Source organism: uncultured Marixanthomonas sp., from assembly GCF_963974425.1.
In the GTDB taxonomy this organism is placed as follows: domain Bacteria; phylum Bacteroidota; class Bacteroidia; order Flavobacteriales; family Flavobacteriaceae; genus Marixanthomonas.
Genome location: NZ_CAXBCK010000053.1, coordinates 1 through 24,841 on the forward strand (window position 1 = coordinate 1; position 24,841 = coordinate 24,841).

Consider the following 24,841-nt stretch of genomic DNA (forward strand, 5'->3'; position numbering starts at 1 on the left):
TCAGCTTCTGCTTCGTTAACTATTTTAATGCCATTTTCAACAGCTTGAGAAATTATTGAAATTTCACATGAGTTGCATACTTCTATTGTTTGTGCAAAAAAAGTAGCTGTAAACAACAGGAAGAATAATACACTATGTAATAACCGCTTGTTCATATATGGTGCAAATTATAAAATTGAATATTTCAATCCTATGACAAATGACAGGTTTTCGTTCATTTGTATTCCATTGTAATTTTCATAAACTGGGGCACCCATTTCTGCACCTATTCTTATATTTTTAAAAGCCGAAGTTTGAGGAAAAGAGACGTTCACACCTCCCAAGAGTTTTATTTTTTCTCCTCCGTAATTTTCAGTATCAGCAGTTGTCACCATCATAGGGCTTAGTTGAGGATCTACTCCTTCAATATCGCCAACAAAAGTCCCTAAAGCCCTACCTGAAAGGCTCACGTTTTCAAATAAACGGTATGCTCCCCATAGGTTTAATTGGTAATGGTTGCCGAATCGATACTCTTCTGTGTTTTTGCCTGTCCTAATTGTGGCCAAAAATTGAGAGCCCCAAGAAAAAGAAGGGTAGAGTTCTTTATATGTGGCACCAGCAGTAAGATCAAATGTTCCGTTACCCAATTGCATGGCATAAGGCAGTTTTGCGTCTTCCATCATCGGTGTATCGTCGCGTTCCTTAATTGAACCTACCGGAAGCGAAACACCTGCATTTAGATGCAAGGAATTTTTGTTATGACTGAATAATCCATATAGTGCGTTCAATTTTAAATCACCAAACCCTGAAGAATTGGTAGAAAAATCATGTTGCATCGTCATTCCGTTCATCATCATTTGGGCGGTCAAATCCATATCGTTTTTTATCAGGTTTTGCATGGCTGAAAGCGTAAGCCGATTGGTGGGCGCATACATAACCCCCAACATATACATCTGCATCGACATTTCTTGCGGTGCGACCATATACTCTTGAAAAATAGCAGCATCATCAATATTATCTGTTCCAATTTTGTTCCCATCCATCATCATATTCATATATCGAAACGAAACCATTAACCCTCCTTTGTGGTGCAAGTGATCGCCCATTACACCAATGGGGGCATGAGAGTCCGGTCTAAAGTGATTTTGATGGTTGTGAAAAATAGTTCCAACAACTTTGTTTTTAAAAGCCTTATTAAGTTGTTGCCAAGTGAATAAAATATCCTTTTCTGAAGTTTTAAAATTTTCAGCTTCTTCTTTTGAACTAAAAGCCGACAGGTTTGCTCCCATTGGACTTTTTATAGCATTACTTTTTAAATAAAAAGCACTTGTAGCTAAGATAAGACTCCCTGGATTAGCGTAATCTGAAACATAAATCGACTTTAAATCGGTTTCGTTGTTTGCATCTAAATAGTTTAATAAACATTCGATAGCATCAAAATAAAGTGTTTGGTTGTCTTGGTTTATAGCTTGGGCAGCAAAACGATTATCTTTTATAACCATATTGCACAACTGGCAATTGGTAGTACCATAATCAATTTTTTTTTGAGCCTGAACACTTCCGAAAATTGAAAATAGGATTCCTAGTAAAACAAAATATTGTTTCATGTTGTATTTTTTAAAATGAGTTTTGAGTTATAATTTACTTGGTCAATCTTTCCTCTTTGAGGTATTGCTTTAAAGCCTCCCATTCATAAAGTTTACCTCTATATTCAGTTTGGCTTTTTTGAGCGACCTGTTCTGAATGGAATGCAGAAAGATTAGCTCCCATAGGACTCGAAATTTCTGGGCTTATTAAATAGGTTGCTGTTTTAGCATCAATAAGTTCACCAGGGTTCTTGAAATCGTTTACTAAATACATCGCCACAGTTTGATTGGTATGTTCTATATGATAATTAATCATGCATTCAATAGCATCGAATTTATAAGATCGTCCTTTTTCAGTTACAATTTGAGAAGCATGCTGTCTATCAACAATGGTCATATTGCAATATTGACAATTATCGCTACCGTAATTAATTTTCTGTGGTTTTACTTCGCAAGCTGTAAAAACTAAAGCCAGGAAGCATAGTGAGAATGTTGATTTCATATTATTGTTGATTTTTCAGGTTTTGAAAAGGATTTTAAATTGTACCCAAAGTTTTCTTCTTCTTGGTCCATTCTTTTTTTCCGATGAAAAAGGCAATCACTGTCAATACCATTCCGACAAACATTAAATAAGCTCCAATGTGTGGCCAAGAATCTACATCAAAGTTTAGCATTTTCTGATACCCTAACAAAGGCGGTTTATATGACATTGGCGTACCATCGGGATTGGTCATTTTCATAATGGCATTGGGGTCTAAGTTGGTCCCATAGTCGGTAAGCCATAGGTTAAAATCGTACATTCCCATTATACCTAAAACAGACATAAGCGCAAACCAACCGATAAACCACCAATGGTTCACTTTTCCGAAGAAGCCTAAAAATCCAACAACGACCCCAAGGGCGACCATACTACCAATAACCAATGGGAATACTTCAAACTCCCACATATCTTCTGCTTTAGGGATGGTACGCATACCAATATAGTGGTTAAGACCATCTATATTTTGGATATCAAATTCACTTACTCCTTTAATACCTGTAATGTGAATATTCATTCCTAAAGGTTCAGGGTATTGAGGAGCCCCCAACATAATGTTCCAAAGAGGAAATTTGAAAAGCCCTAAAAGAAGTAGTGACCCAATGATCATTATGATGCCAGCTTTTTTCATTTTTTATGTTTTAATTTTTTTGTTGATTTATTGTGATTCTATTTAAAAGAAGACGGGGGCAATCAACCAACCCCCGCCTTTACTTGGAACATTATTAATCACTAGAGAATGTTTCCGCAACCAATTTCTCTACTCTCCTAATGACCAGCTTAATTCAATATTTGAATTCTCTGGTGATACACGTATGTATCCTTGCATTTCTTGATGTAATGCTGAACAGAAATCTGTACAGTAAAATGGCCAAACACCTACTTGCTTAGGCTCCCAGTAGAGCGTTTTTGTTTGCCCTGGCATAATAAGCAACTCGGCATTATTAGCACCAATCATTGCAAACCCGTGTGGTACATCAAAATCTTGCTCGTGGTTTGTAATGTGGAAATATACTTTATCCCCCACCTTGATGCCTTCAATATTATCTGGAGTAAAGTGACTACGTATCATCGACATATAAATATGTACTTCTTTTCCATCACGCTCCACACGTGCATCTCCAGGGGTTAAAGCAGCATATTCGTGCTTATTCTCTTCCAGTTTATAAATCTTTTTAGATTTTGGTGCTAAAATTTCAGCTGGGATACCTGCGGCATAGTGTGGTTCACCGTGGGTTGGGAAATCTAGCAACAGCTCCATTTTATCGCCAGTAATATCAAATAACTGAGCGGAGTGTTCCAGTTCTGGTCCTGTTGGCAGATATCTATCCTTGGTAATTTTGTTCATAGAAACCGCATATTTACCAAAAGGGTGTGCAGAGTTTCCGCCGGGTATCATTACGTGCCCTACTGAATAGTAGTTGGGCTGTCTGTCTATCACTTCACGGGTTTCAATATTCCATTTTACCAATTCAGAAGAGATAAAGAAGGTAGTATACGCATTCCCTTTTCCGTCAAATTCGGTGTGCAATGGACCCAATCCAGCTTGTTTTACAGTTCCTGCCAGAATATCTTCAAAACTAAGGATTGGAATTCCGTAGGCTTCTCCACCAAACTTTTTGTTATCAATAGCACTAATCATTTTATCGAATGAATGAATGGTTAAATCTGCTGAAAGTTTACCATTACCAACAATATACTCTCCATCGGGACTTACATCAACTCCGTGTGGTGATTTTGGCGTAGGAAGAAAGAAAACAGCCCCAGGAACTTTAGTAGGATCTACCGTCAACACTTCTTTTTTCATTGTGGTCTTAGCATTGTGCGTACCATGGTCGTATACATTATGAGCGTAATTGGCAGGCATTTTTGTACCTCCCCCATTATTTACATACTCTTCAATTTTTTTCCAATTTACAGCTGCAATGAAATCCTTGTCGTTTTGAGAAGCATTCACTTCCAGAAGTGAGTTGGCTTCTTCTGTATTATAGGTAGTAAAGAAAAACCATCCGTGTGATTTTCCCCGCCCAGGATGTGACAGGTCATAATCAAACCCTGGCATCATTAATTGGAATTTAATATCCATTCTACCTGTTTCCTCCTCAACAGAAATAAAAGACAAAGCTCCTTTAAACTTTCCTTTGTATTCATTTATTGGAATGTCTTCTTGTGGTACAGGTACCGAAAAACGTGTTCCAGCCACTACATACTCAGTGTTTTCTGTAATAAAAGACGAACTGTGGTTACCCGCACTGTTTGGTATTTCAATTATCTCTTCGGTTTCGAAAGTTTCAAGATCAACTCTTGCAATACGCGGGGTGTTGTTTCCATTTACAAAAATCCACCGTCCGTCAAGTTTTCCGTTTGTTTGCGAAATGTCCGGGTGGTGTAAATCGTCCCAAGGTACAAACCCGTGAGAAGTGTTTAGCATAGGTATGGTTTCTTCAGAATATCCATATCCGTTTGTAGGAAACTGAGAGAAAACAGGGATTTCCTTAAACATTCTTCCTGAAGGCAAACCGTATACAGTTAAGTTGCCACTGTATCCCCCAGAAAAGAACGCATAAAACTCATCGTGTTCCCCTGGTGCTACATACACTTTTTCTGCGGCACCTGAAGCCAATGCTCCGCGGTCACCATTTTTGTTAGACTTACTATTATTACAACTCGTAACTATTCCAGCTACTAAAGCAAGTATTAGTAAACTATTAATTGATCGTTTCATAATTTTATTTGTTTAGTTTTTTTACAATGTCCTGAAATATTCTAGTATTTTACGTGCTTCATCTTCTGTAAGTCCTTGGTTTGCCATGGGTGATCCATTAAATTCAATCAACAAGGCTTTTGCAATGGGATCTTCCTTAACCATAACTTCTGGATTTAATATCATATTCATAATCCATTCTGGCGAACGGCGTTCTAGAATACCTGTTGGCGCAGGTCCAATAAACTTTCTATCAGCTTTATGACAAGCAGTACATTTATTTCTGAACAACTCCCCTCCTGCTTTAGCCATAGCTTGATCTATATTAGCGCTAAGCTCAAGGTTTTTAACAGGCCCGACTCCTTTGTTATCCAGTGTAATTTGTTTTGAAGGTGGAATTTCATTAGAAACGGATTTCTCGATTTTCTTTTCTGTCTTCGGTTTTTGGCCAATTTTAATTTGTTCTTTTTCCTTTTTTTCATCTTTCCCACCGCAGCCTATCAAGACCAAGATGGTAATCAACAACAGACTTTTAATTGCGTATTTCATTAGTAAGGATTTATGGTTATTATTTTATAAAAGTTGAATGTCTTTTTTAAGTTTTTTAGGTTCACTTTTTATTAAGCTCATTAAATTTTACAAAACAAAAATAGCGAGGCAATAGAGTGTAGAAAATGACTTTTATCATATTTAAGACATTTTTGTCTTTTATTAATTTTAGTTAGAATGAAATCAATGATCTTTGAAAAACAAAGGATAAATTGAGTAATCGAAATTTCTTATTCAACGTGAATTGACAGAGGAAAACTGATGAATATCATTGTTGCTTGAGCGGATTCAAAGTATTTTTATACGAACCAAAAGTTTTAATAAAATGAATACTATATTACTTCCGACAGATTTTTCAGAAAGCTCTAAGGATGCTATCATATATGCGCTGGAATTTTTTAAAGGGCAGACATGTACGTTCTATTTTTTGAATATTCAGAAAACTTCAGAATACGTTACGGCAGATGTACGCTCTGCATCACCAAAGAGCTCAGTGTACGATGCAGTGATAGCTGACAATAAAAAAGAGCTTAGCTCCTTTGTAGATACCTTTAAAAAGGATTTTAGTGATGAAGATTATACTTTTTATGAGAAAGTTGATTACGATGCTTTTGTTGATGCCATAAACCAGTCCATCTCATTATATAATATCGATTTAATAATAATGGGAACCAATGGTGCGACAGGTGCTAAAGAAGTACTTTGGGGTAGTAATACACTCCAAGTAATACGCCAAGTTGATCATCCAGTATTTGTTATTCCAGCTAATTACAGCTATAAAAAAATAGATTCTATACTTTTTAGTTTACACCATAGAGATGTTCTTAAAAAAGAGAAGCTACAACCGTTGTTCAGTTTAATTGAGAACCAAAATCAACCTCATATTCACGTTTTAGATGTTGATGACGATGCCATAGCTAATCCCAATCCATTAGAAAGCAGAAACCTTCAAGTTTCATTTAAAAATAAGGAACATAGTTTTCATTCTTTAACGGGTATTCCAACCCCTATTGCAATTAATACTTTTGTACAATTGTTCAATATATCTATACATGCAATGTTTGTGGAACAGGAAAGCTTCCTGGAACGTTTTATTTTTGGTTCAGAAGCTTCAAAAATAAGTTACGGCACCCGTATCCCACTTTTAGTACTGCACCAATAGCTCATTCTATTTTAAAAATCTGTATCGACCTTAACTTTATGCTTACGAGAAAGTACATTCTTCATAATTCTTTGTGTCGCGATAACTTATAGTTTCGAGGAGACCAATAAAAAAATCACTTTATTTTGAACTGATTAATATTTGCTCTTCCTTCAATGCGTTTATTAATGTTTTTATAAAATCTGAAATGCCCTTTGTTGCAGTACTAGGTGCTGGAATATCAATTTGTCCACGCCACAACAACTCTCTTTCTTTTTCCTGACAAATGCAAAAGAGGGAAGTTTCACTAATATACACTCTATAGCTTTCCGATTGTTCCCGCTGGTAAATATGTTGATTAGAATAGTAATAATCACGAAATGATTGATAGGGCTTTGCAAAACTTCTATAAGCCTGTACAACTATAACCTTGCTGTATTGCCCTGTAATTTTAGACAACAAAATAGCATCGAAACCTTTTTCGAGTAATTCTTGTTGTAACATATTCAAATCTGCTTCGGATTGTTTAACATTATTGAATGAAGATTCAAAAAAATCAATACTGCGTACTGCTATCATATCATTTTTTTCAAGCTCTTGAGCCAATTCGGTTTCAAACGTGCGCCGTAGTTGATTCTCTGCCGTCATACCTACCACCAATACTTTATTGGCTGAAAAGGTTTCAGTAGCTGGATCTTTCCATTGATTTACCATTTTGCTTGTAGAACAACCAAAAAATATAAAAATAGTTAAGGCTATAAGTATATATCTCATAATTTTTTATTTAAAATTGACACCTTAAATATATTTTCAAATTATAGAATTTAAAATGACAACAGTCGGTTTTTCAATAATTTAACCAATGATGAACTTTCTTTTTTCATAGAGTTTTGGAATTGAAATCCTCCAGCCGAAAGTATCTCTCAATTTTACCCGAAGTGTATCTTGTGCAGTGGCTTCACCATGAATTAGAAACACTTCTTCCGGGTTGTTTTTAATCTCGCTTACCCAATCCAGCAATCCGTTTTGGTCTGCGTGTGCCGAGAGGCTTTCTACGTGGTGAACAGAAGCTTTTACGGGATAATATTTTCCGAAGAATTTTAATTCGTGTACATCTTCTAGCAATTGCCTTCCGCGAGTGCCTTCGGCTTGATATCCCACTAACAAAATATTGGTTTTTGGGTTGTCTATCAACTGTTTTAAATAGGTAAGCACACGTCCGCCTGTAACCATTCCGCTACCGGCAATGACTACTTTTGGCCTTGGGTCGTCAATGGTTTCCCAGGTTTCTTTATATGAAGTAACAATATTCATCCGGTTGCTCATAGCGTGAAATTGCTTAGGGGTCAATTTATGCCAATCTGGAAATCGTTCAAATACTGATAAAACATTATTCCCCATAGGACTATCAATAAAAATGGGAATATTGGGAATCTTGTTTTTTTGATAAAGCACCCATAGTAAATACATAAAAGTTTGCAACCGTTCTACAGCAAAAGATGGAATTATTAGTGTGCTACGCTCCTGAATTGTTTTTTGTATCAATTGTACCAAAATACTTTCTATATCTTCTTCAGGATGTAATCGGTTGCCATAAGTACTTTCCAAAAAGAGAAAATCGGCCCATTTTGGTTTTTCGGGTGGGAACAGCAACGCATCTTCGGTACGCCCAATATCGCCTGAAAAAACAAAGAGTTTTCCATACACTTCCAGTTCAATGAAAGTAGCACCAATAATATGACCATTGTACCGAAACCGGTACTGTATATCTTTGGTCAAGGTAATCCAAGTGTCCTTTTCCGCATTTTTGAACAACCGCAAGGTAGCTTCGGCTTCTTTAGTAGTATAAAACGATTCGGCAGGTTGGTGTTTAGAGTATCCTTCCTTATTGGCGCGTTCGGCTTCTTCTTCATGTATTTTGGCGCTGTCCAGAAGTATAATTTCGGTAATGGCCAAGGTGGGTGCTGTCCCTATTATTTTTCCTCGGAAACCTTCTCTGAATAGGCGTGGCAAGTAACCGGTATGATCCAGGTGGCCATGAGTTAAAAGAACATAATCTATGGTTGAAACGTTTACAGGAAAAGGCTTCCAGTTTTCTTCTCTTAGTTTTTTCAGACCTTGAAACATTCCGCAATCTATCAAAAAATTGCCATCAGGTGTTTCTATATAAAACTTAGAACCGGTAACCGTACCGGCAGCACCTAAAAATTGAATAGTTACAGTTTTCATAATATTTAACTATTGTTACAGAGAATGGATATTTCAGAAAAAATACGCTGTTTTCTTTTTTCAGAGATGCCCAAATGATCCAGATAAAATTTATCACTCAGTAATTGGCGGCACAAAACCACATCACGGCTTAACAGAAATTGCTTTTCGCGTTTTGACAATAAGGTTGAAACCGTAATTGGATAGAGTCCTAAACGATCGATCCGGTCTTTGAGCCCATTACCTGTTGGGTAATTCCAGCTTAATAGTTGTAAGCTTACACATAAGCCGTATTGCTCTGCATCTTTTGTAAAACGAGTATTTGTAACCACCCATCCTTCTTTAGGTATTGCTTTGTTTTCTTTGTCAGACTCTATGATGTCTTGAAACCGAGAATGGATGTATAATGGTATTTTTACGTCGCAATTTCGACCTTCTTCACTGTGAAATTTACATTCAGCTAAAATATGGTGATTCTTTTTCTGGGCAATTACATCAACCTCATGACTCACACATTTACCTTCCAACACCTTGCCTACTTTAATTTGATAACCTGAATATTGATAGAGGGCACCAATGAATTTTTCAAAGGGAAAGCCAGTAGGTCCCAGCTCGTAAATGGCTTTTTTCAATTTATACTTTGAAGCGTATTCCAGCTTTTTCTTTTTAAGCATCGCAAAAGCCCTATTGTATATCTCTTTGGTAGAAATGCCTTGGTAAAGCTCGTCCCGCACGGTATTGGTTATTTTATCGATTGTTGCTGTATCGGCACCACTATGCCTAAGCGAAGCTTTCAGTTTTTCAATGGAAAACCGTACACGCTTCCCCGATGATTTTATCAATTCTATGCTATTTGTTTCAGGTTTCATATTTTAAAACTATGAGCGTATGTCGTGCATAGCCAATACAGGTACTTTGGAGTGTACTCCTAAATCTTTTACTAAAGGGTTTGAAAAAATACTACTAAAAAAAGTATGTTTTTTATTGATAAAGGCTATCATCTCACTTTCCCTGCTCTGGACAAAACTATGTAGTCCTTTTTTTACATCAATGTTTTCCAAAGTATGGTGACTGAACTCTGTTGTTATTAAAATATCTTCTAATAAAGCCTTGTTTTCTTCTTGCTCTTTACTCAGTTTATCTTCTTTTTTAATATGAAGGATGCACACAGGGGAATTTGTCAACTTTGCAATTTCTACTAAATGCTTTAATTCCCTTTGTTTAAAATGAGTTTTAAAACTTGTAGGGAATACAATCTCGTTGGGTTCTTTAAAGAAAAAAGTACCTGGAATGGCCAAAATCGGACAAAGCCGTATACCTTCCATCACATTAATAGTATTGCTACCAAAAATGACATCTTTTGAATCTGTTTCGCCACGGGTACCCATTACAATAAATTCAATATCCTTTTTTTCTATCATTCTCTTTATAACTTCGGTCAAGGGGCCAAATTCATTGTAAAAATAAAATCGATGCTCCGGTGAATCATCCCGATAACTAAGTTGAGTTTTTAATTTGCTCATCTTTTTTTCTGAAGTTTCTTTTATTGACTCATAAGCTGCGTCACCGGGTTCTGGAATCAAGAGGTTTTCGGTTGAATAACCTCCTAGGTAAAATGTATTAAGAATATGAAATTCACATTGTTCGCCCTTAAAAAGGTTTATGGCATATGTAGTTGCATTCCATGCATTTTTTGAGAAATCGGTAGGTATTAAGATTTTCTTTTTCATGATTTATAAAGTTTAATTATAAGTGTTAATTGAAGGTTGGTTTTTAAGTAAGACTATTTTTAACCCTTTATAGGAATTACCATATAGGGTATCGAAGTGGTCTTCCCTATTTTCTTTACAACTGCTTCTCTAAATATGCGAGCAATTGCATTGTATCTGTGATATACCATCACCAGTAGGTCGATTCCTTCATCAATAACAAAACTATCAATAGTGTTTGCTATACTGCCTTCTTTAGAAATCCAATGGGTTTTTATTTTACAGTCTGTAAGGCCTTTTTTAATAAGTTTTAAGTGTTGTTGCTGTTGATTGTCCATAGTAGTTTTTTCACCTACATGCACTAAATGAATAGTTGATTGGTAGATTTTAGCCAAAGCGAGCATAGGAGTTATCCCTAAGGTTGGAAATTCTTCGTTATAGTCTGTTGCAAAAGCTATTTCTGAAGGAATTGTATAATCCATCTCTTGAGGAACTACTAACAAGGGTGCATTTTTAATCTTCTTTATAACCTGGATGGTGTTACTACCCATTAACACATCTTCAGCTGCAGTGCGACCTTTGGTTCCCATCACAACCAAATCGATACTATATTTTATAATCAGTTTATTGGTACCTCGAACCAAGGACATGGAAGTGGAAATAAACTCGAAATTGTGTGATTTATTATCACTATCTCGGTTAATACGATGAATGAGCTGTTTGCCATCCTTATCGGCTTCGTCGTACAGTTCGTCCATCAGTTTTTCAGATTTACCAATATCCACACGGCTTGTAAGCGCAGAGACACTATCTGCAAATGAATGCAATAGGTAAAATTGTACATCCTCGTCACTAAAAAGTTTTACAGTATAAAACAACGCAGCATATGCATTGTTTGAAAAATCGGTGGGTATTAATATTTTTTTCATTTTAATTAAATTTTATCGTGATAAATTTTGAAGTATTAAAAAGGGTACTTGTATTTTCAATCCTATTTTATCGATGGTGTTGCTGTATAGTATATCTTCTAAAAATGAGTGCCGATGATTTACCATCACCAGCATATCTATATCCTCTTCTTCTATAAAAGTATTGACTGTTTTTACTATGTCTTTGCCTGTTTTAGTATGAAACTGCCGGTAATTATCTTTTAAACAGGAACTTAAAAATGCTTTGTTGTCTTGTTGGCGAAACGACAGTTTTTCATAATCTGAAACGTATAGAAGGTGAATAGTAGCTTTAAATTTTTCACAAATGGTACTCAACAGTTTTATTTCCCTTCTTTTAAACGGCATAAGGTAAGGTGTAGGAAACAGTACTTCTTTAGGATGCCAATCTGCATATTTTGAAGGCATCGTTAAAACCGGACAGCTAACGTATTTTACCAATTGTAATGTATTGCTCCCAAAAGTAAGGTCGCGGTCATCGGTATGTCCCCGGGTTCCCATTACAACGATATCGCTGTTATCGGTTTCTGCTAATTCGTTAACAGCATCTACTAAGTTTAAAAAAACAGCTTTGACCATATAATCGTGTCTTGGGTTGGGAGAAGCTTCTTTTACGAATGTTAAAAGGTTTTCTAGCTCTTTTTCAGCACTTTGCTTTGTTTTTTTCTTGTATTCTTCAAAAAGGGAACGAGACATGTCTAGGTTATTTTCATACACCTCATCGGCAAAAGCATGAAGAAGTGTAATTTCGCAACGATCATACTTAAAAAGTTCTACTGCATATCGTACTGCATTACGAGCATTTTCTGAAAAATCGGTCGGGATGATTATTTTTCGCATAGTTGGCACTGTTTATATTAGAACCAAAGTTAGCGTGACTTAACCTAAAATACTATGACATTTATCAGTTAACCATTTGACATTTAGCGTATTCTTAAGAATATATGTTACGCACTATGTTTATCTTTAAAGAAAAGATGAAGCTTTCTGCCATTTCTTGGTTAGTCATTACAACACATGTGTTATTGACAGTGACTGTTTTTTCGGTTCTGGAATTTTCCTTTAATTGGGTGTTTTACCTTACCGTATTGGGACAGGTCTTTTTTATTTATACGGTTTATAAAATATTGACAGATACTTATACCACCGATAAAACATTTAACGATTTCTACGAGGATTCACCCATTGAAAAAGATGAATAACCAAAATGTAAACGTTATTTGTTTTATTCGTGAAGTACCAAAAAAGGGACTTCAGTTTGATAGCTCATTTTTTTAACGGTAGGTCTAAATAAGATACGTTGAAAAAAGTTGAGATTTTTAGCCACCATGGCTATTATATTAATCTGCTTTTTTTCTACAAATTTTTGAATGGCTTCTTCTAAATCAGAAGTATTACAAGTATGAAATCTATGCTGTATTTCTTCTAAACTATCCTTTAGAAAAGTTTTATTTTTTTCCTGCACTTCGGTTAATGGTACGTTTTTACCCCTAACGTGAACCACATGCAAAAAAGAGTGATGCAATTGCGTTACATTTTTTAATGTTTTTACAATCCGTTCTTTATAAAGTAAGTTGAAGTCTGTAGGAAATGCAATATGTTTTGGTTCCTCAAATTGGGAATTTTCCGGAATAACCAAAACAGGACATTTTACCTTTGTTATTACATCGCCAGCATTACTACCCAAGGTATATTTTTTAATACCCGACGCCCCTTTAGTCCCCATGATGATAAGGTCAATTTCATTTATTGTAATTTGAGTGCGTACACCTTTTATAAATGAAGTATATTCAATGCTAGTCTTGTAACTATGGTCATTAAAATAATATTGGGTAAGAATTCTATTTTTTAATTCCTGTAATTGAGTAGTAACTGTAATTTTATCTTGAGTAGCAAGTACTATCCCACTTCCTTGAATTTCAGGTCCCATTTCAGTACTAGTAGTGTTATTTACATGCAATAAATAGAATGTTACACGCACTTCTTTCAATAAAGAAATAGCATATTCAATCGCATTCCACGAATTATCTGAAAAATCAGTCGGGATTAATACATTCATCACGTTACTTTCACTTTATAGCAAAAATACTCTGATGATTTTGTGCAAAGAATGACAACGGTCAGTTTTAAAGAAATACCTAGTTATTTTAAATAAACCCAAAGCATCCTTCAGTAACAAAAAAGCTAGTCTTCTTGTTTTAGCCCTTCCAAGTCTAAAATACGGATGTTTCGCCCTTCGATTTCAATTAACCCTTTTTTCTTAAAACCTGATAGGGTACGAATAAGGCTTTCGGTTGCAATTCCAGCTACACTGGCAAGGTCGTACCGAGAAATTTTGATAGCATCTTCCGGTTTTTTATTGAGTATTTCTGCAAATTGAAGAATGGTCTGTGCCGTTTTTCTTCTAACAGAACTGTAGGCCATTTGTAGCAGCTGTTCCTTCACATCGGAAAGGGTGTCGGTCAATACGTTCATTAATTCTAAGGATACATTTTTGTTTTTTCCTAATATTTCCTTGAGATCGGTAATGGCTACCCCGGCCAGCTCAACATCTTCTACAGCAGTGGCAGATTCAGTATAAGGTACACTTTCCATTAATGAGGTAAATCCTAAAAAATCATCGGCTTTGTACAAAGTTGTAATAAGTTCCTTTGCACTATCGTCCATTTTATGGGTTTTAACTACTCCCTTTAAAATAAGGTAAATCATAGTGGCATATTGCCCTTCTCTAAAGATAACCTCTCCTTTTTCAATAGTGAGTATTTTTCCGTGGTCATCAAAAAAGTTTTTAAGCTCGTTTAGGTTACGAACACCATCCTTGTTGTCTTTCTCTGAAGGTATTTTCCCCTCCATCATTTTTGAAAGCAAGCTTGCTTTGGCCAAACGACTTTCAACAGCGCTCAATAGTTCTTCTTCTTCAAAAGGTTTGGTAAGGTAATCGTCAGCACCCAGGTTCATCCCCTTTCTAATTTCTTTATGCTCTGTTTTAGCCGAAAGAAAAATAAACGGAATATGGTTTGTTGTATCATCTAAAGAAAGAGATTTAAGAACACCATATCCATCTACTTCGGGCATCATGATATCGCAAATGATGATATTGGGGATTTCTGCTTTCGCTTTTTCTATGCCTATTTTTCCATTGGGGGCAGTGATTACGTTGTAATTAGAAAGTTCTAATAACTCTTCAGTATTTTCACGCAGGGCTGCATCGTCTTCAATTAAAAGAATGGTATTCATAACATGATTTTATCTGTGAAAGTAATCCTTTCTTATTTAACTTTTATTGGCAGGGTTACCATAAATGTACTCCCTTCACCTTCTTTGCTATTAAACACTATCTGCCCGCCAAGATTTTCTAAGTGACTTTTAATAATATTAAGTCCAATACCTGTGCCGGCGTTAAGCAAAGCATTTTCGGCACGAAAATAACGATTGAATATATACTTCTGCTCTTTCTCTGGAATTCCCATACCCTCATCAGCAACCTGAACGGTAAGTTTTTTTTCACTTGCCTTTGCTTTAACTTCAATGACATCCCCTTCCGAAGAATATTTAATTGCGTTATTTATTAAATTGGTCAGAATTAATTCAAGAATTTTTTCATCGAATTCCAAGGTAATGTCATCAATATTTTGCGGGTATTCAATGCGCTGTCCATCCTTTAACATCATATTGGCATCGTAAATTACCTCGTTCACAACTTTGCTTAAAGGAAAGGTACTAAATTTGTAAACGGTTTTCCCGGCTTGTAAACGCTCAATCGATAAGAAATCGTTTAAAATATTATCTAGGTATTTAACCTTTGCTTTAATTGTTTTTAAATGTTTTTCGCGTTTATCCTGTTGCTCTTCTTTTGTGTATTTACCAATAAGTGTGGTAGATGTATGTATACCGCTCAGTGGGGTTTTAAACTCATGAGAAACCATAGAAAGGAACTTTGTTTTCAATTCATTGAGTTCTCTTTCTTTCTGTAAAGATTCTTTTAATTTGTTTTCGGCTGCTCGTCGTTTCTCTACTTCTTCTTGCATTTGAGCCACCGTGTTTTCCAAAGCTTGGGTACGCTCGGTAATTTTGTCTTCCAAATTGGCATTAAGCTCTCTTATTTCAGATTCTTGTTGTTTTCGTACGGTGATATCACTTACTAATGCCATAACGTAGGCATTTTCATAAATTTGAAATGGATTGAGCCCTGCTTCAACAGGAAATTTAGTACCGTCTTTTCGTAGCCCATACAAATCGCGCCCATGCCCCATTTGCCTTCTATCACTATGATCTATAAAATTATTGAAGTGTTTTCTGTGGTTTTTGTGATAATCTTTAGGTATTAATAGGTTAAGATCTCTCCCTAAAAGTTCATTATCCTCATATCCAAACATGGTGTTTGCTGCTCCATTACTAGCTACAATTTCCTGTTTTTCATTAACAATGATGATACCTTCTGAAATAGCTTCGGAAAGCAGTTTAAATATATTCCCTTTTTTCTCTTCGAAAACGTTCACCTACCAAAAGTAAGAAAATTAAAACAGAAGTGAAACCTGATTTATATCATTTAATAAACAGCTTTCATTGGTTAATTTTATACTGTAAATATTTAATTATGATGATGACCCAACCACCACCAAAGCTTGTTTTATATCAAAAATTAGGCGAACTCTTTTACGCAATAGCAGCAGCCGATAAAGTAATTAGAAAGGCTGAAATCGATACTCTAAGCAATTTAGTGAAGACCCACTGGAAAAATCTAGATGCTCTAGAAGATGAGTTCCATAGTGATGCATCTTACCAGATAGAAATTGTCTTCGATTGGCTGGATGACAAACAAGTGAACCCAGATGAATGTTTTGAAGATTTCAAGGACTTCAAAAAAGAACACCCAAATCTGTTCACAACAACTATTAAAAAACTTATTTGGAAAACAGCAGATGCTATCGCCTCATCTTTTGCCGGAAAAAATAAATCCGAACTTATTATGCTGGCAAAATTAAAAATGTTGCTTCAAGAAAACAATAAACATATTTAAACTATGCGTATTCTATTTTTTTATTTATCGATTTTTCTACTGTTTGCCTGCAAAAACGAACCCAAGCAAACAAAACCAGAAAAAGACGCTGATTTGGTTGAAACGACCAAAGACACCATATTGACCAATCGTGAAGATATTGAGTTAAAAAAACAGCAGTCCATTATCCTTAAACAGGAAACCCTAAAGTCTAAACCTGATGAAAAGTTTAAACTTCAAGAGCTTATTATCACGAAAAGTTTTAAAAAAGAAGCTGACCTATACACCTTAGATTTTAACTACCCTCTATTAAATGAAAAAATAAAGGCAAGTTATGCTAACTTCAGTGAATACATCAATGATTATTATGTAGACATTACAGGTGTTGAAGCCGGCATCCTTGAAGACGCAGAACTTATTTGCGACACGATTGCCACAAACCGATTTCAAGAGAAACGCATCATTGATTATAAAATAAATAGCATCAATGACAAACTAATAAGCGTGCTATTTTACAAAGAAAACTTTTATGGACGAACCTTGCACCCTTCATATTCTTTCGATTGTGTAAATTTTGATTTGGAACAATCTGTATTTATGAATTATGAAGACTTTTTTGTAGGAGGCAGTGAAGAAGAGCTACGAGAAATTTTAAATAATCTTTTAGTTGAAAAAATAAACGCTGGTGATGTATATTATGATTGTTGGGAAATCACGTCTGATGATTTTTTTACGTATAAAAACAATTTTGTGGTAAACGATACATATATAGAATACTATTTTGACGACTGTGTTATCTGTCCTTCCTATACTGGTAGCTATTCTATAAAAATTCCGTTGGAACGCTTAATGCCAATACTCCGTAAAAGCAAACGAAACCCATTGTTTGGATAAGTAAATTTTGGTATCTTAAACTGTATTAAAATTAAAATAATGAAAAGTAATTTTAACTCAATTATTGATTCTGAAACCCTTGTACTCATAGACTTTTATGCAGATTGGTGCGGTCCATGTAAGTCGTTGGCACCCATATTAAAACAAGTTAAAGATGAATTGGGCGATGCTATTAAAATAGTAAAGATAGACGTAGATAAAAATCAGCCTTTGGCTGCCCAATACTAAGTGCGTGGCGTACCTACCATGATCCTTTTTAAAAACGGAAAACAACTATGGCGGCAAAGCGGTGTATTGCAAAAAAATGACCTTGTCAATATAATCAATCAGCACAATTAATGGACTTAAATCAATACATAGACCATACCTTATTAAAAGCCACTGCTACTGTAAGCGACATAAAAAAGTTATGTGATGAAGCAAAAGAACACAGTTTTAAAGCAGTTTGTGTTAACAGTTGTTATGTGTATTTGGCAGCAAACGAATTAAAAAATCACCCAACTCTAGTTCCAGCTGTTGTAGGGTTTCCTTTGGGGGCTATGGCAACAGCAAGCAAAGTGGCAGATGCAAAAAAATGCATAGAAGATGGAGCAGATGAAATTGATATGGTTATCAACATCGGGTTTTTAAAAAGTGGCTTACATAAACGTGTTGAAGAAGATATTTCCGAAGTAAAAAAAGCAATTGGCGATCATACTTTAAAAGTAATTTTGGAGACCTGTTATTTAACCGATGAAGAAATCACTCTGTCCAGTACCATCGCCGTAAAAGCTAGTGCCGATTATGTGAAAACCTCAACCGGTTTCGGAACTGGAAACGCTACATCAAACTCCGTTAAACTGATGAAAGATGCTGTTGGCGAAAAAGCAAAAATAAAAGCATCAGGAGGTATCCGAGATAATAGAACAGCCGCACACTATATCAATATGGGAGTCCAGCGTATCGGTACTTCATCTGGAGTGGCAATTGTAACATAAACTACAGAAACCAATGAGCATTCATATTAACGCAAAATTAGGTGAAGTAGCCGAAACCGTATTATTGCCCGGTGATCCACTAAGAGCTAAATGGATAGCCAAAACCTTTTTAAATGATGTGTTGTGTTATAATGAAGTTCGTGGAATGTTTGGCTACACAGGAACCTATAGTAACCAAAGGGTTTCTGTTCAGGGTACGGGAATGGGGATTCCTTCTGCCTTAATTTATTGTAATGAGCTAATAGAGGATTTTGGCGTTAAAAAACTGATACGCGTTGGTAGTGCAGGTTCCTACCAACCAGACATAAAGTTGCATGATATTGTAATTGCAATGGCGGCATCTTCTACTTCAGGTATTAACAATTCGCGGTTTGTAAATGCCGATTATTCACCTACGGCAGATTTTGATCTGTTTATGAAGGCAGCAACTTATTCAAAAAATAATAATATTCCTATAAAAGCCGGCAATGTACTATCGGCCGATGAATTTTATGGTGATGATGTAAACCATTATAAACAATGGGCAGATTATGGAGTGTTTTGTGTTGAAATGGAAGCCGCTGGTATTTATACCATTGCTGCAAAATATAAGGTACAAGCTTTGGCTATTTTGACCATTTCAGATTCATTGGTTTCAAAAAAGGAAATTTCTTCAGCAGAACGGGAACATACATTTACTACTATGGTAGAGATAGCACTGAATATAGTTTAGTTTATACTAACCGGATAAAAAACCGATAACAAAGTTGTTATCCCTATGATTAGAATAAGTAGTAACACAATATGGTTAAACTGCTTTTGTGAAACTCGGTTTAAGATCTTTTTTCCTATCCAAGTACCAAAAATGCTCACAACTATTAAAATAGGTATGAGATACAAATCATGGTTATGTATATAGCCATTAAAATAGTAGATTATGGTGCGGCTAAAATCAACACCTAAATCGATTATTGCTGAAGTAGCAATAAACACATCCTTTTTCATTTTAAATGCAGCCAGTGTAATTCCTCTTATCGCTCCGCCCGTTCCCAATATTCCCGCACTAAAACCAGAAAGAGCACCACCTACTACTGCATTTTTAGGAGAAGCATTCAGTTTTAGTTTTTTAAAAATTAAAAACAATAAGCTTAATCCTATCAAAAAAACAGCAAGAATTAGGGTTAAAATTTCAGCGTTGAAATATTTACTGAAAAAAGCACCTACTGAAACAAAAATTACCGCAGGTAAACCCAATTGAAAGATTAATTTTTTATCAATCCCTTTTCTGAAAAGAGCAATTTTTGAAACGTTACTAGAAAGATGAAATAAGGCCGTAATGCCCAAAACAGATTGAAAATCCAGGAAGAAATTAGCGATAGGCACAAAAAACACAGAAGAACCAAAGCCGCCAACAGTACCCAAAATTTCTGCGAGTATAGATAAAACTATAAAAATGGGCAGGTAGCGACTTAGCATATTTTGTATATGTAAAAAGGAAAAGTTTCAACTTTTCCTTTATTTAAAGCTATCAATTCTAAATTTTAAAAGTAATCACAGGTACTTTGCTATGATTTACCACATCTTCGCCAATACTTCCTGAAAAAAAATGAGCTAGACCACGGCGCCCGTGGGTAGGTATTGCAATTACATCTGCTTTAACTCTATTACTGTAGTTAAAAATGCCACTTTCTACTGTGTAAGAATTTTGAAAAGCGACATTATTGATAGTGTGTGCATCGTCCAATTTACTTTTACTTAAAAAATTGACGATTCGCTCTTCAATTTCATAGGTGCTTTTAAATTCTTCGGCAGGTAAATGCACATACAATAACTTTACGTCGGCATCAAATGTTTGAAAAAATTTCATAGCCTTATAATAGGCAGGTAGGTTTTCATCTTTAAAATCACTGGCAAAAACTACTTTGTTTATTTTAAAGTTCTCTTGATCATCTTTTATAACCAATACCGGAGTTTCAGATGTACGCACTACTTTTTCGGTATTGCTACCCACAAAAACTTCATTCCATCCTGTGCAGCCATTAGATCCCATAACAATTAAGTCACAACTAAATTCTTTAGCTAAGGCACCAAGCTCTGTAAAAACCTTATAGTTTTGTACTGTAGTTTGTACTTTAATACCGTCTAAAAAACTTTTATCTAAATATTCCTCAAAACGTTTTTCAGCTAGTTTCATATAATACAGTGCTTCCATCACTTCACGGGATTCATCTCTATTTACAACCGCTTCAGTAAGGCCTAACATATGCACAACAACTAATTCTCCATTATGTTTTTTTGCGATTTCTGCTGCTGCTTTTAGGGCATAATCTGCGTGTTTTGAAAAATCTGTCGATACTAATATTTTTTTCATAATAATGTTCTTTACTTTTTTTTATTTTGCCGTAAATAGTGAATGGCGTTTTTCGAGTTGTCGTTTTAAGTCACGAATAGTTTCCTTTAATGCCGATTCATAATAGCTACTAGTCGAACTTGCAAAAATACTAGGCCCTGGAGCACTAAGCTCAATTTCGCAGATACAATCCATTCCTGATTTATCTTGTCCTTTTTTAAAAAATACTTCGGCACGGATTAACCAATCATACTTTCTTGCAAGTTTATTGAGCTTTTTTGTTAGGTACTTATTTAACGCTTCACTAGCTTCCATTTTGACATATTGAACGTTAATTTCCATAGGTTTAGGCTTTAATTTTTTTCAAATATAAATTGAAACCATATAAAAAAATATGACTTTTATCAATCTAGTATGAAAAAAGAAAACAAAGTCATGGAACCTCTTGAAAGAAATTGTAGAGGGTTGCTCCCGAACCCAAATAAAAACATTCGAACTCTCTGGGGTTTTTATTGTAAAATGTTAAAGTTTTGAAAAATATTGCATCCTTTCTCCTCACAAAAAAACTCCTTTATAAATTTCATTTTTTAACATTTTAAAAAATAATATTCAAAATTTTCGTTGTAAATATATGATAATCAGTGTTTTAAAGATTTGGTGCATTATTCGGTGTGTATTATCAATATTTTTATATGTAAAGCGCTTATTATCAGAGAATAAGACATAAAAGGATAGTTCCTCTTTCTCCGCAAAAAGCCCCGTTATCAAAATGATAACGGGGCTTTATTATTATATTTGAATTGGATGGGGCTTATTTTTATTTTGCTGCTTTATTTTCCATTGAAACTTCCTCCCTCTTTAACTTTAGGATTTTGAGCTAATTAATGTGAAGCTTCCTTGAACTTTATCAAAAAACTCATCTTTTAATCGTCTGTACTTATCCAAATGATACAAATAGCTTTTCCTATAAGCTTCATGCTCCTTTATAAAGGTCATATCACAATTCATATCTTCACACTCGGCAATATCAATTCTAGAGTTACTGTAGTTGAGCAAGGCATTTAGTAATGTTTCATTCTCAGCTTTTTTCTTCTGAAGTCGCTGAAAAACACTTTCGTCCTCCAGTTTATCATTAATGGTGCACATACTCACTAGGTTATTCACTTCTTTCCCAATATATTTCAAATGATTAATCCAGTTATCCAATTCAATAGTGTTTATTTTATGAGTCACATCCACATCATTGTCATGTTCATATATTTCAGTATTTAATTCCATTGTTTTTAATTTAAACAGTTACATCTTTCCTTTTATCACTTTCTACTTGAGCAACGGCAACAATTTTTAACTCCTGTTTTCCTGTTGGAAAATCCCAAATTACGGTATCGCCTTCTGAATAACCGAAGAGTGCTGACCCCATTGGGGTGAGAAATGAAATTTTATTTTGCTTCAAATCTCTTTCTGTTGGAGTTACCACTTGCAAGGTACGCTCCCAGCCTTTTTCTGAAGCAACCGTAACCATGCTATTAAAGCGAATAATCTCTTTAGGCATATCTTTTTCATCTACTATTTGGGCATTTTGCAACTCTTCACTGAATTTTTGCAATGATTGCTTTGTGTCAAATTCTTTGGCATAGCCTGAAATATTGATGATCCGCTTTAAATACACATATTCCTTTTTCTCAATAATAATACTTCCGTACTTCATTTCTCTTTCATTTAATTAAACAATTATGGGAAAATACCTCGCTCTACGTAGGCTTTTTCAATTCGCTGAATAGCTAAGCAATAAGCAGCGGTACGCATGTCCATAGATTCTCGTTCAGAATATTCAAAAACTTTACTGAAGGATTCCTTCATCTTTTTGTCAAGCTTGGCCATTACTTCGTCTAATTGCCACAACTCTCCATTTCTGTTTTGCAACCATTCAAAATAACTCCCTACAACACCTCCAGAATTACAGAGAATGTCTGGTATAATAGTTACTCCTCGTTCTAATAGTATTTTTTCACCATCTACATTGGTCGGTCCATTAGCTCCTTCGGCAATTAACTGCGCTTTGATATCTGGTGCGTTTTCTTTAGTAATTTGATTACCTAAAGCCGCAGGAATACATATCTCGCAATCCGTACTGAAAAAGTTTTTGCTGTCCATTTCATCCGCTTCAGGAAAATTACCTATGCCTCCGTTGTTGGCTTTACTATAATTAAAAAGGTCTTCAACGTTGATACCTTTTTGATTGTGTATACTTCCAGAAGCATCTTGCACCGCTACTAATTTAGCGCCTTCTTTTTCAAGAAAATGTGCCGCCCAATAGCCTACGTTTCCAAAACCTTGAACAATAAATCGTTTTCCATTAAGGTCCTCATCATTACGCTGTGCCCAAAATTTGATGCTTAAAAACACACCATATCCCGTTGCGCGGTCACGTCCTTCCAATCCTCCACTTCCTGCAGGTTTTCCTGTTACTACGTGTTGGTTTGCAGAACGTTCTGCCGGTGGTCGTGTACTCATATAGGTGTCTGCCATCCACGCCATAGTCTGGCTGTTGGTGTTTACATCGGGGGCAGGAATATCATGTTCAGGCCCTATGTTATCTGCTAAGGCAAAAGTAAATCTACGCGTAATACGTTCTAGTTCACTTTTTGAATACTTTTTAGGATCTAACTGAATCCCTCCTTTACCACCTCCATAAGGCAATCCAGCCAACGAGGTTTTCCACGTCATCCACATGGCCAATGCCCTTGCGGCATCAATATCTACCGTAGGATGATACCGTAAACCTCCTTTGTATGGTCCTAATGCATTGTTATGCTGTACTCTGTATCCTGTAAATATCTCTACATCACCATTATCCATTTTCACAGGAAAATGAACCACTATTTCGTTATTAGTAATACCTAGTATTTTACGAATACTTGGGTGCAATTCTATTTTATCTGCTGCACTGTGAAACTGTTCCATTACATTTTCCATCATGCCTCGTGCAGGTTGCTTTTTTTGCTTTTTAACCTCTGATGTTGCTATCATAGCTTTTACTTTAATTTGTTTGTAAGACGTACCTAAATCATTATTTATTTTTTCTGAAAAAGGTTCCGTCTTAAAAAATTAGATTTGAGTTTATTATTCTTTATTGTTAACCGATTTAATGTGTTGCCAACTCATATTCCATTTCAGGAACAGGCGAAGGTTGATTTTCATCTTCAAATAGCGCTTCGTCATATTCACTGCAAGACCATACTTGGCTTTTTTGTTCGGTCAATACACAGGTATCTTTATGCATACAAGTGGGGCAAATATTAAATGAATTTGTTTTCATAGTACATCTTTATAATTTGATATACTAATGACAATGTGTATGCCATTACGTACCAAGAGGCATGCATGACACCACATACTATTGATTAATAGGTACTTGTGTGTAATCGGATGAAAAACGAACTATGAAGTAATGGTACAGAATTACCCAATGCGGAAAATTTGTACCAATTTTAAAAAAGGCTATTCTGAAAGTTTCTGTCGAATGGTTTTACGGTCAATACCTAAGATTTCGGCAGCTTTAGTTTTGTTATTTTCAGTTGCGTTCAAAACCTTTTGTATGTATCGCTTCTCCATTTCTTTTAAAGGCAAGAGTTCTTCTTCTGGAAAATTAATATTGAATTTTAAAGAATTAGGCAAATGCTCTACTTCTATGGTTCCATCGCACATAATAATGGCTCGTTGTATTATGTTTTCTAACTCTCGAATATTTCCCGGCCAATCGTATCTATTTAAAATAGCTAAAGCTTCTGGGGTTATTTTCACAAAGCGATCTTTGTATTCCACGCCATATTTAAAAAGAAATTTGTCTACCAATAACGGTATGTCTTTTTTACGTTCTCGAAGTGGAGCTACTTCAATTTCTACAACCGTGAGTCTATAAAATAAGTCCTCTCTAAAGGTTTCTTTTTTTATCATTTCTTTTAGGTCGCTATTAGTGGCAGCGATGATTCGGACATCTATTTTTTCGGCTTTTTGTGCTCCTACTTTAACCACTTCTTTTTCTTGTAACACCCGTAATAATCTTGATTGAACTGCAGTAGAAGCATTACCAATTTCATCAAGAAATATAGTACCGCCATTGGCAGCTTGAAAAAATCCGTCGCGGTTTTTTTCGGCTCCAGTAAAGGCTCCTTTTGTATAACCAAACAACTCGGACTCTAATAAGTTTTCAGGAATACCGCCGCAATTTACAGCGATAAAAGGTGCTCTCGAAAATTTTCCTTTATAGTGAATGGCACG

Annotated in this window: 28 protein-coding genes and 1 pseudogene; 7 read left to right on the plus strand and 22 right to left on the minus strand. The window is 35.4% G+C overall.

What is annotated here, in order from left to right; translation table 11 throughout:
* Nucleotides 1–167: 167 nt before the first annotated feature.
* From AACZ92_RS13860 to AACZ92_RS13880, 5 genes are all read right to left on the minus strand, one after another.
* Nucleotides 168–1,586: a nitrous oxide reductase accessory protein NosL gene (locus tag AACZ92_RS13860; protein ID WP_339702407.1), complete on the minus strand. Its 1,419-nt coding sequence runs from the start codon at nucleotides 1,584–1,586 to the stop codon at nucleotides 168–170.
* A 34-nt stretch (nucleotides 1,587–1,620) separates the two neighbouring features.
* Nucleotides 1,621–2,067: a nitrous oxide reductase accessory protein NosL gene (locus AACZ92_RS13865; RefSeq protein WP_339702409.1), complete on the minus strand. Its 447-nt coding sequence runs from the start codon at nucleotides 2,065–2,067 to the stop codon at nucleotides 1,621–1,623.
* 34 nt (nucleotides 2,068–2,101) lie between these two features.
* Nucleotides 2,102–2,734 carry a hypothetical protein gene (locus AACZ92_RS13870; RefSeq protein WP_339702411.1) on the minus strand — a complete coding sequence of 211 codons (633 nt, stop codon included), beginning with the start codon at nucleotides 2,732–2,734 and terminating at the stop codon, nucleotides 2,102–2,104.
* A gap of 129 nt (nucleotides 2,735–2,863) precedes the next feature.
* Nucleotides 2,864–4,828, minus strand: a complete 1,965-nt coding sequence (nosZ, locus tag AACZ92_RS13875) for a Sec-dependent nitrous-oxide reductase (protein WP_339702413.1) — start codon at nucleotides 4,826–4,828, stop codon at nucleotides 2,864–2,866.
* A gap of 21 nt (nucleotides 4,829–4,849) precedes the next feature.
* Entirely contained in the window at nucleotides 4,850–5,356 is a 507-nt protein-coding gene (locus AACZ92_RS13880) for a cytochrome c (protein WP_339702415.1), read from the minus strand.
* Nucleotides 5,357–5,681: 325 nt separating this feature from the next.
* Between AACZ92_RS13880 and AACZ92_RS13885 the strand changes: the two genes are divergently transcribed.
* Nucleotides 5,682–6,518: a universal stress protein gene (locus AACZ92_RS13885; RefSeq protein ID WP_339702417.1), complete on the plus strand. Its 837-nt coding sequence runs from the start codon at nucleotides 5,682–5,684 to the stop codon at nucleotides 6,516–6,518.
* Nucleotides 6,519–6,638: 120 nt separating this feature from the next.
* Here AACZ92_RS13885 and AACZ92_RS13890 read toward each other — a convergent pair whose 3' ends face one another.
* From AACZ92_RS13890 to AACZ92_RS13915, 6 genes are all read right to left on the minus strand, one after another.
* Complete coding sequence (locus AACZ92_RS13890; RefSeq protein ID WP_339702419.1) at nucleotides 6,639–7,271, minus strand: hypothetical protein; 633 nt, start codon at nucleotides 7,269–7,271, stop codon at nucleotides 6,639–6,641.
* A gap of 81 nt (nucleotides 7,272–7,352) precedes the next feature.
* Complete coding sequence (locus AACZ92_RS13895) at nucleotides 7,353–8,726, minus strand: MBL fold metallo-hydrolase (protein WP_339702421.1); 1,374 nt, start codon at nucleotides 8,724–8,726, stop codon at nucleotides 7,353–7,355.
* A 5-nt stretch (nucleotides 8,727–8,731) separates the two neighbouring features.
* Nucleotides 8,732–9,574, minus strand: coding sequence for an ATP cone domain-containing protein (locus tag AACZ92_RS13900; protein WP_339702423.1), 843 nt, complete (start codon nucleotides 9,572–9,574; stop codon nucleotides 8,732–8,734).
* Nucleotides 9,575–9,583: 9 nt separating this feature from the next.
* Nucleotides 9,584–10,435, minus strand: a complete 852-nt coding sequence (locus AACZ92_RS13905; protein WP_339702425.1) for a universal stress protein — start codon at nucleotides 10,433–10,435, stop codon at nucleotides 9,584–9,586.
* Between the two features lie 59 nt (nucleotides 10,436–10,494).
* Nucleotides 10,495–11,343 carry a universal stress protein gene (locus AACZ92_RS13910; RefSeq protein WP_339702427.1) on the minus strand — a complete coding sequence of 283 codons (849 nt, stop codon included), beginning with the start codon at nucleotides 11,341–11,343 and terminating at the stop codon, nucleotides 10,495–10,497.
* Between the two features lie 12 nt (nucleotides 11,344–11,355).
* Nucleotides 11,356–12,201: a universal stress protein gene (locus AACZ92_RS13915; RefSeq protein ID WP_339702429.1), complete on the minus strand. Its 846-nt coding sequence runs from the start codon at nucleotides 12,199–12,201 to the stop codon at nucleotides 11,356–11,358.
* Between the two features lie 137 nt (nucleotides 12,202–12,338).
* On the opposite strand from AACZ92_RS13915, the gene AACZ92_RS13920 reads away from it, so the two are divergent.
* Nucleotides 12,339–12,563 carry a hypothetical protein gene (locus AACZ92_RS13920; RefSeq protein ID WP_339702431.1) on the plus strand — a complete coding sequence of 75 codons (225 nt, stop codon included), beginning with the start codon at nucleotides 12,339–12,341 and terminating at the stop codon, nucleotides 12,561–12,563.
* A gap of 23 nt (nucleotides 12,564–12,586) precedes the next feature.
* Here AACZ92_RS13920 and AACZ92_RS13925 read toward each other — a convergent pair whose 3' ends face one another.
* The 3 genes from AACZ92_RS13925 to AACZ92_RS13935 form a co-directional block, all read right to left on the minus strand.
* Nucleotides 12,587–13,420, minus strand: a complete 834-nt coding sequence (locus AACZ92_RS13925; protein ID WP_339702461.1) for a universal stress protein — start codon at nucleotides 13,418–13,420, stop codon at nucleotides 12,587–12,589.
* Nucleotides 13,421–13,545: 125 nt separating this feature from the next.
* Complete coding sequence (locus AACZ92_RS13930; RefSeq protein ID WP_339702433.1) at nucleotides 13,546–14,598, minus strand: response regulator; 1,053 nt, start codon at nucleotides 14,596–14,598, stop codon at nucleotides 13,546–13,548.
* 32 nt (nucleotides 14,599–14,630) lie between these two features.
* Complete coding sequence (locus AACZ92_RS13935) at nucleotides 14,631–15,860, minus strand: PAS domain-containing sensor histidine kinase (RefSeq protein WP_339702435.1); 1,230 nt, start codon at nucleotides 15,858–15,860, stop codon at nucleotides 14,631–14,633.
* 98 nt (nucleotides 15,861–15,958) lie between these two features.
* On the opposite strand from AACZ92_RS13935, the gene AACZ92_RS13940 reads away from it, so the two are divergent.
* From AACZ92_RS13940 to deoD, 5 genes and pseudogenes are all read left to right on the plus strand, one after another.
* Complete coding sequence (locus AACZ92_RS13940; protein ID WP_339702437.1) at nucleotides 15,959–16,381, plus strand: hypothetical protein; 423 nt, start codon at nucleotides 15,959–15,961, stop codon at nucleotides 16,379–16,381.
* 3 nt (nucleotides 16,382–16,384) lie between these two features.
* Nucleotides 16,385–17,254, plus strand: coding sequence for an RsiV family protein (locus tag AACZ92_RS13945; RefSeq protein WP_339702439.1), 870 nt, complete (start codon nucleotides 16,385–16,387; stop codon nucleotides 17,252–17,254).
* Nucleotides 17,255–17,293: 39 nt separating this feature from the next.
* Nucleotides 17,294–17,593 (plus strand): annotated as a pseudogene (gene trxA / locus AACZ92_RS13950) (thioredoxin).
* Nucleotides 17,593–18,231, plus strand: coding sequence for a deoxyribose-phosphate aldolase (gene deoC / locus AACZ92_RS13955; RefSeq protein WP_339702441.1), 639 nt, complete (start codon nucleotides 17,593–17,595; stop codon nucleotides 18,229–18,231). The pseudogene trxA and the gene deoC overlap by 1 nt, the downstream one beginning before the upstream one ends.
* 13 nt (nucleotides 18,232–18,244) lie before the next feature.
* The gene (deoD, locus tag AACZ92_RS13960) at nucleotides 18,245–18,943 is read left to right on the plus strand and encodes a purine-nucleoside phosphorylase (RefSeq protein ID WP_339702443.1); all 699 of its coding nucleotides are present in this window, start codon (nucleotides 18,245–18,247) and stop codon (nucleotides 18,941–18,943) included.
* Here the strand turns inward: deoD and AACZ92_RS13965 are convergent.
* The 8 genes from AACZ92_RS13965 to AACZ92_RS14000 all read right to left on the minus strand — a co-directional run.
* Nucleotides 18,940–19,686, minus strand: a complete 747-nt coding sequence (locus tag AACZ92_RS13965) for a sulfite exporter TauE/SafE family protein (protein ID WP_339702445.1) — start codon at nucleotides 19,684–19,686, stop codon at nucleotides 18,940–18,942. The two genes, deoD and AACZ92_RS13965, sit on opposite strands and share 4 nt — an antisense overlap.
* Nucleotides 19,687–19,744: 58 nt before the next feature.
* Nucleotides 19,745–20,581: a universal stress protein gene (locus AACZ92_RS13970; protein ID WP_339702447.1), complete on the minus strand. Its 837-nt coding sequence runs from the start codon at nucleotides 20,579–20,581 to the stop codon at nucleotides 19,745–19,747.
* A gap of 21 nt (nucleotides 20,582–20,602) precedes the next feature.
* The gene (locus AACZ92_RS13975; RefSeq protein WP_339702449.1) at nucleotides 20,603–20,902 is read right to left on the minus strand and encodes an HPF/RaiA family ribosome-associated protein; all 300 of its coding nucleotides are present in this window, start codon (nucleotides 20,900–20,902) and stop codon (nucleotides 20,603–20,605) included.
* A 522-nt stretch (nucleotides 20,903–21,424) separates the two neighbouring features.
* On the minus strand, nucleotides 21,425–21,838 hold the full coding sequence (locus AACZ92_RS13980; protein WP_339702451.1) for a hypothetical protein: 414 nt from the start codon (nucleotides 21,836–21,838) through the stop codon (nucleotides 21,425–21,427).
* Nucleotides 21,839–21,848: 10 nt separating this feature from the next.
* The gene (locus AACZ92_RS13985; RefSeq protein WP_339702453.1) at nucleotides 21,849–22,268 is read right to left on the minus strand and encodes a GreA/GreB family elongation factor; all 420 of its coding nucleotides are present in this window, start codon (nucleotides 22,266–22,268) and stop codon (nucleotides 21,849–21,851) included.
* Nucleotides 22,269–22,291: 23 nt separating this feature from the next.
* A complete protein-coding gene (locus AACZ92_RS13990; RefSeq protein WP_339702455.1) occupies nucleotides 22,292–23,590 on the minus strand; it encodes a Glu/Leu/Phe/Val dehydrogenase in 1,299 nt (432 codons plus the stop codon).
* 115 nt (nucleotides 23,591–23,705) lie between these two features.
* Entirely contained in the window at nucleotides 23,706–23,879 is a 174-nt protein-coding gene (locus AACZ92_RS13995) for a hypothetical protein (RefSeq protein ID WP_339702457.1), read from the minus strand.
* Between the two features lie 182 nt (nucleotides 23,880–24,061).
* A partial coding sequence (locus AACZ92_RS14000) for a sigma-54 dependent transcriptional regulator (protein WP_339702459.1) occupies nucleotides 24,062–24,841 on the minus strand: 780 nt, incomplete at its 5' end.

Excerpts from the sequence above, each read along its gene's own strand:
- AACZ92_RS13860 (WP_339702407.1), bottom strand. The coding sequence starts at position 1,586 with ATGAAACAATATTTTGTTTTACTAGGAATCCTATTTTCAATTTTCGGA.
- AACZ92_RS13865 (WP_339702409.1), bottom strand. The coding sequence starts at position 2,067 with ATGAAATCAACATTCTCACTATGCTTCCTGGCTTTAGTTTTTACAGCT.
- AACZ92_RS13870 (WP_339702411.1), bottom strand. The coding sequence starts at position 2,734 with ATGAAAAAAGCTGGCATCATAATGATCATTGGGTCACTACTTCTTTTA.
- nosZ (WP_339702413.1), bottom strand. The coding sequence starts at position 4,828 with ATGAAACGATCAATTAATAGTTTACTAATACTTGCTTTAGTAGCTGGA.
- AACZ92_RS13880 (WP_339702415.1), bottom strand. The coding sequence starts at position 5,356 with ATGAAATACGCAATTAAAAGTCTGTTGTTGATTACCATCTTGGTCTTG.
- AACZ92_RS13885 (WP_339702417.1), top strand. The coding sequence starts at position 5,682 with ATGAATACTATATTACTTCCGACAGATTTTTCAGAAAGCTCTAAGGAT.
- AACZ92_RS13890 (WP_339702419.1), bottom strand. The coding sequence starts at position 7,271 with ATGAGATATATACTTATAGCCTTAACTATTTTTATATTTTTTGGTTGT.
- AACZ92_RS13895 (WP_339702421.1), bottom strand. The coding sequence starts at position 8,726 with ATGAAAACTGTAACTATTCAATTTTTAGGTGCTGCCGGTACGGTTACC.
- AACZ92_RS13900 (WP_339702423.1), bottom strand. The coding sequence starts at position 9,574 with ATGAAACCTGAAACAAATAGCATAGAATTGATAAAATCATCGGGGAAG.
- AACZ92_RS13905 (WP_339702425.1), bottom strand. The coding sequence starts at position 10,435 with ATGAAAAAGAAAATCTTAATACCTACCGATTTCTCAAAAAATGCATGG.
- AACZ92_RS13910 (WP_339702427.1), bottom strand. The coding sequence starts at position 11,343 with ATGAAAAAAATATTAATACCCACCGATTTTTCAAACAATGCATATGCT.
- AACZ92_RS13915 (WP_339702429.1), bottom strand. The coding sequence starts at position 12,201 with ATGCGAAAAATAATCATCCCGACCGATTTTTCAGAAAATGCTCGTAAT.
- AACZ92_RS13920 (WP_339702431.1), top strand. The coding sequence starts at position 12,339 with ATGAAGCTTTCTGCCATTTCTTGGTTAGTCATTACAACACATGTGTTA.
- AACZ92_RS13925 (WP_339702461.1), bottom strand. The coding sequence starts at position 13,420 with ATGAATGTATTAATCCCGACTGATTTTTCAGATAATTCGTGGAATGCG.
- AACZ92_RS13930 (WP_339702433.1), bottom strand. The coding sequence starts at position 14,598 with ATGAATACCATTCTTTTAATTGAAGACGATGCAGCCCTGCGTGAAAAT.
- AACZ92_RS13940 (WP_339702437.1), top strand. The coding sequence starts at position 15,959 with ATGATGATGACCCAACCACCACCAAAGCTTGTTTTATATCAAAAATTA.
- AACZ92_RS13945 (WP_339702439.1), top strand. The coding sequence starts at position 16,385 with ATGCGTATTCTATTTTTTTATTTATCGATTTTTCTACTGTTTGCCTGC.
- deoC (WP_339702441.1), top strand. The coding sequence starts at position 17,593 with ATGGACTTAAATCAATACATAGACCATACCTTATTAAAAGCCACTGCT.
- deoD (WP_339702443.1), top strand. The coding sequence starts at position 18,245 with ATGAGCATTCATATTAACGCAAAATTAGGTGAAGTAGCCGAAACCGTA.
- AACZ92_RS13965 (WP_339702445.1), bottom strand. The coding sequence starts at position 19,686 with ATGCTAAGTCGCTACCTGCCCATTTTTATAGTTTTATCTATACTCGCA.
- AACZ92_RS13970 (WP_339702447.1), bottom strand. The coding sequence starts at position 20,581 with ATGAAAAAAATATTAGTATCGACAGATTTTTCAAAACACGCAGATTAT.
- AACZ92_RS13975 (WP_339702449.1), bottom strand. The coding sequence starts at position 20,902 with ATGGAAATTAACGTTCAATATGTCAAAATGGAAGCTAGTGAAGCGTTA.
- AACZ92_RS13980 (WP_339702451.1), bottom strand. The coding sequence starts at position 21,838 with ATGGAATTAAATACTGAAATATATGAACATGACAATGATGTGGATGTG.
- AACZ92_RS13985 (WP_339702453.1), bottom strand. The coding sequence starts at position 22,268 with ATGAAGTACGGAAGTATTATTATTGAGAAAAAGGAATATGTGTATTTA.
- AACZ92_RS13990 (WP_339702455.1), bottom strand. The coding sequence starts at position 23,590 with ATGATAGCAACATCAGAGGTTAAAAAGCAAAAAAAGCAACCTGCACGA.
- AACZ92_RS13995 (WP_339702457.1), bottom strand. The coding sequence starts at position 23,879 with ATGAAAACAAATTCATTTAATATTTGCCCCACTTGTATGCATAAAGAT.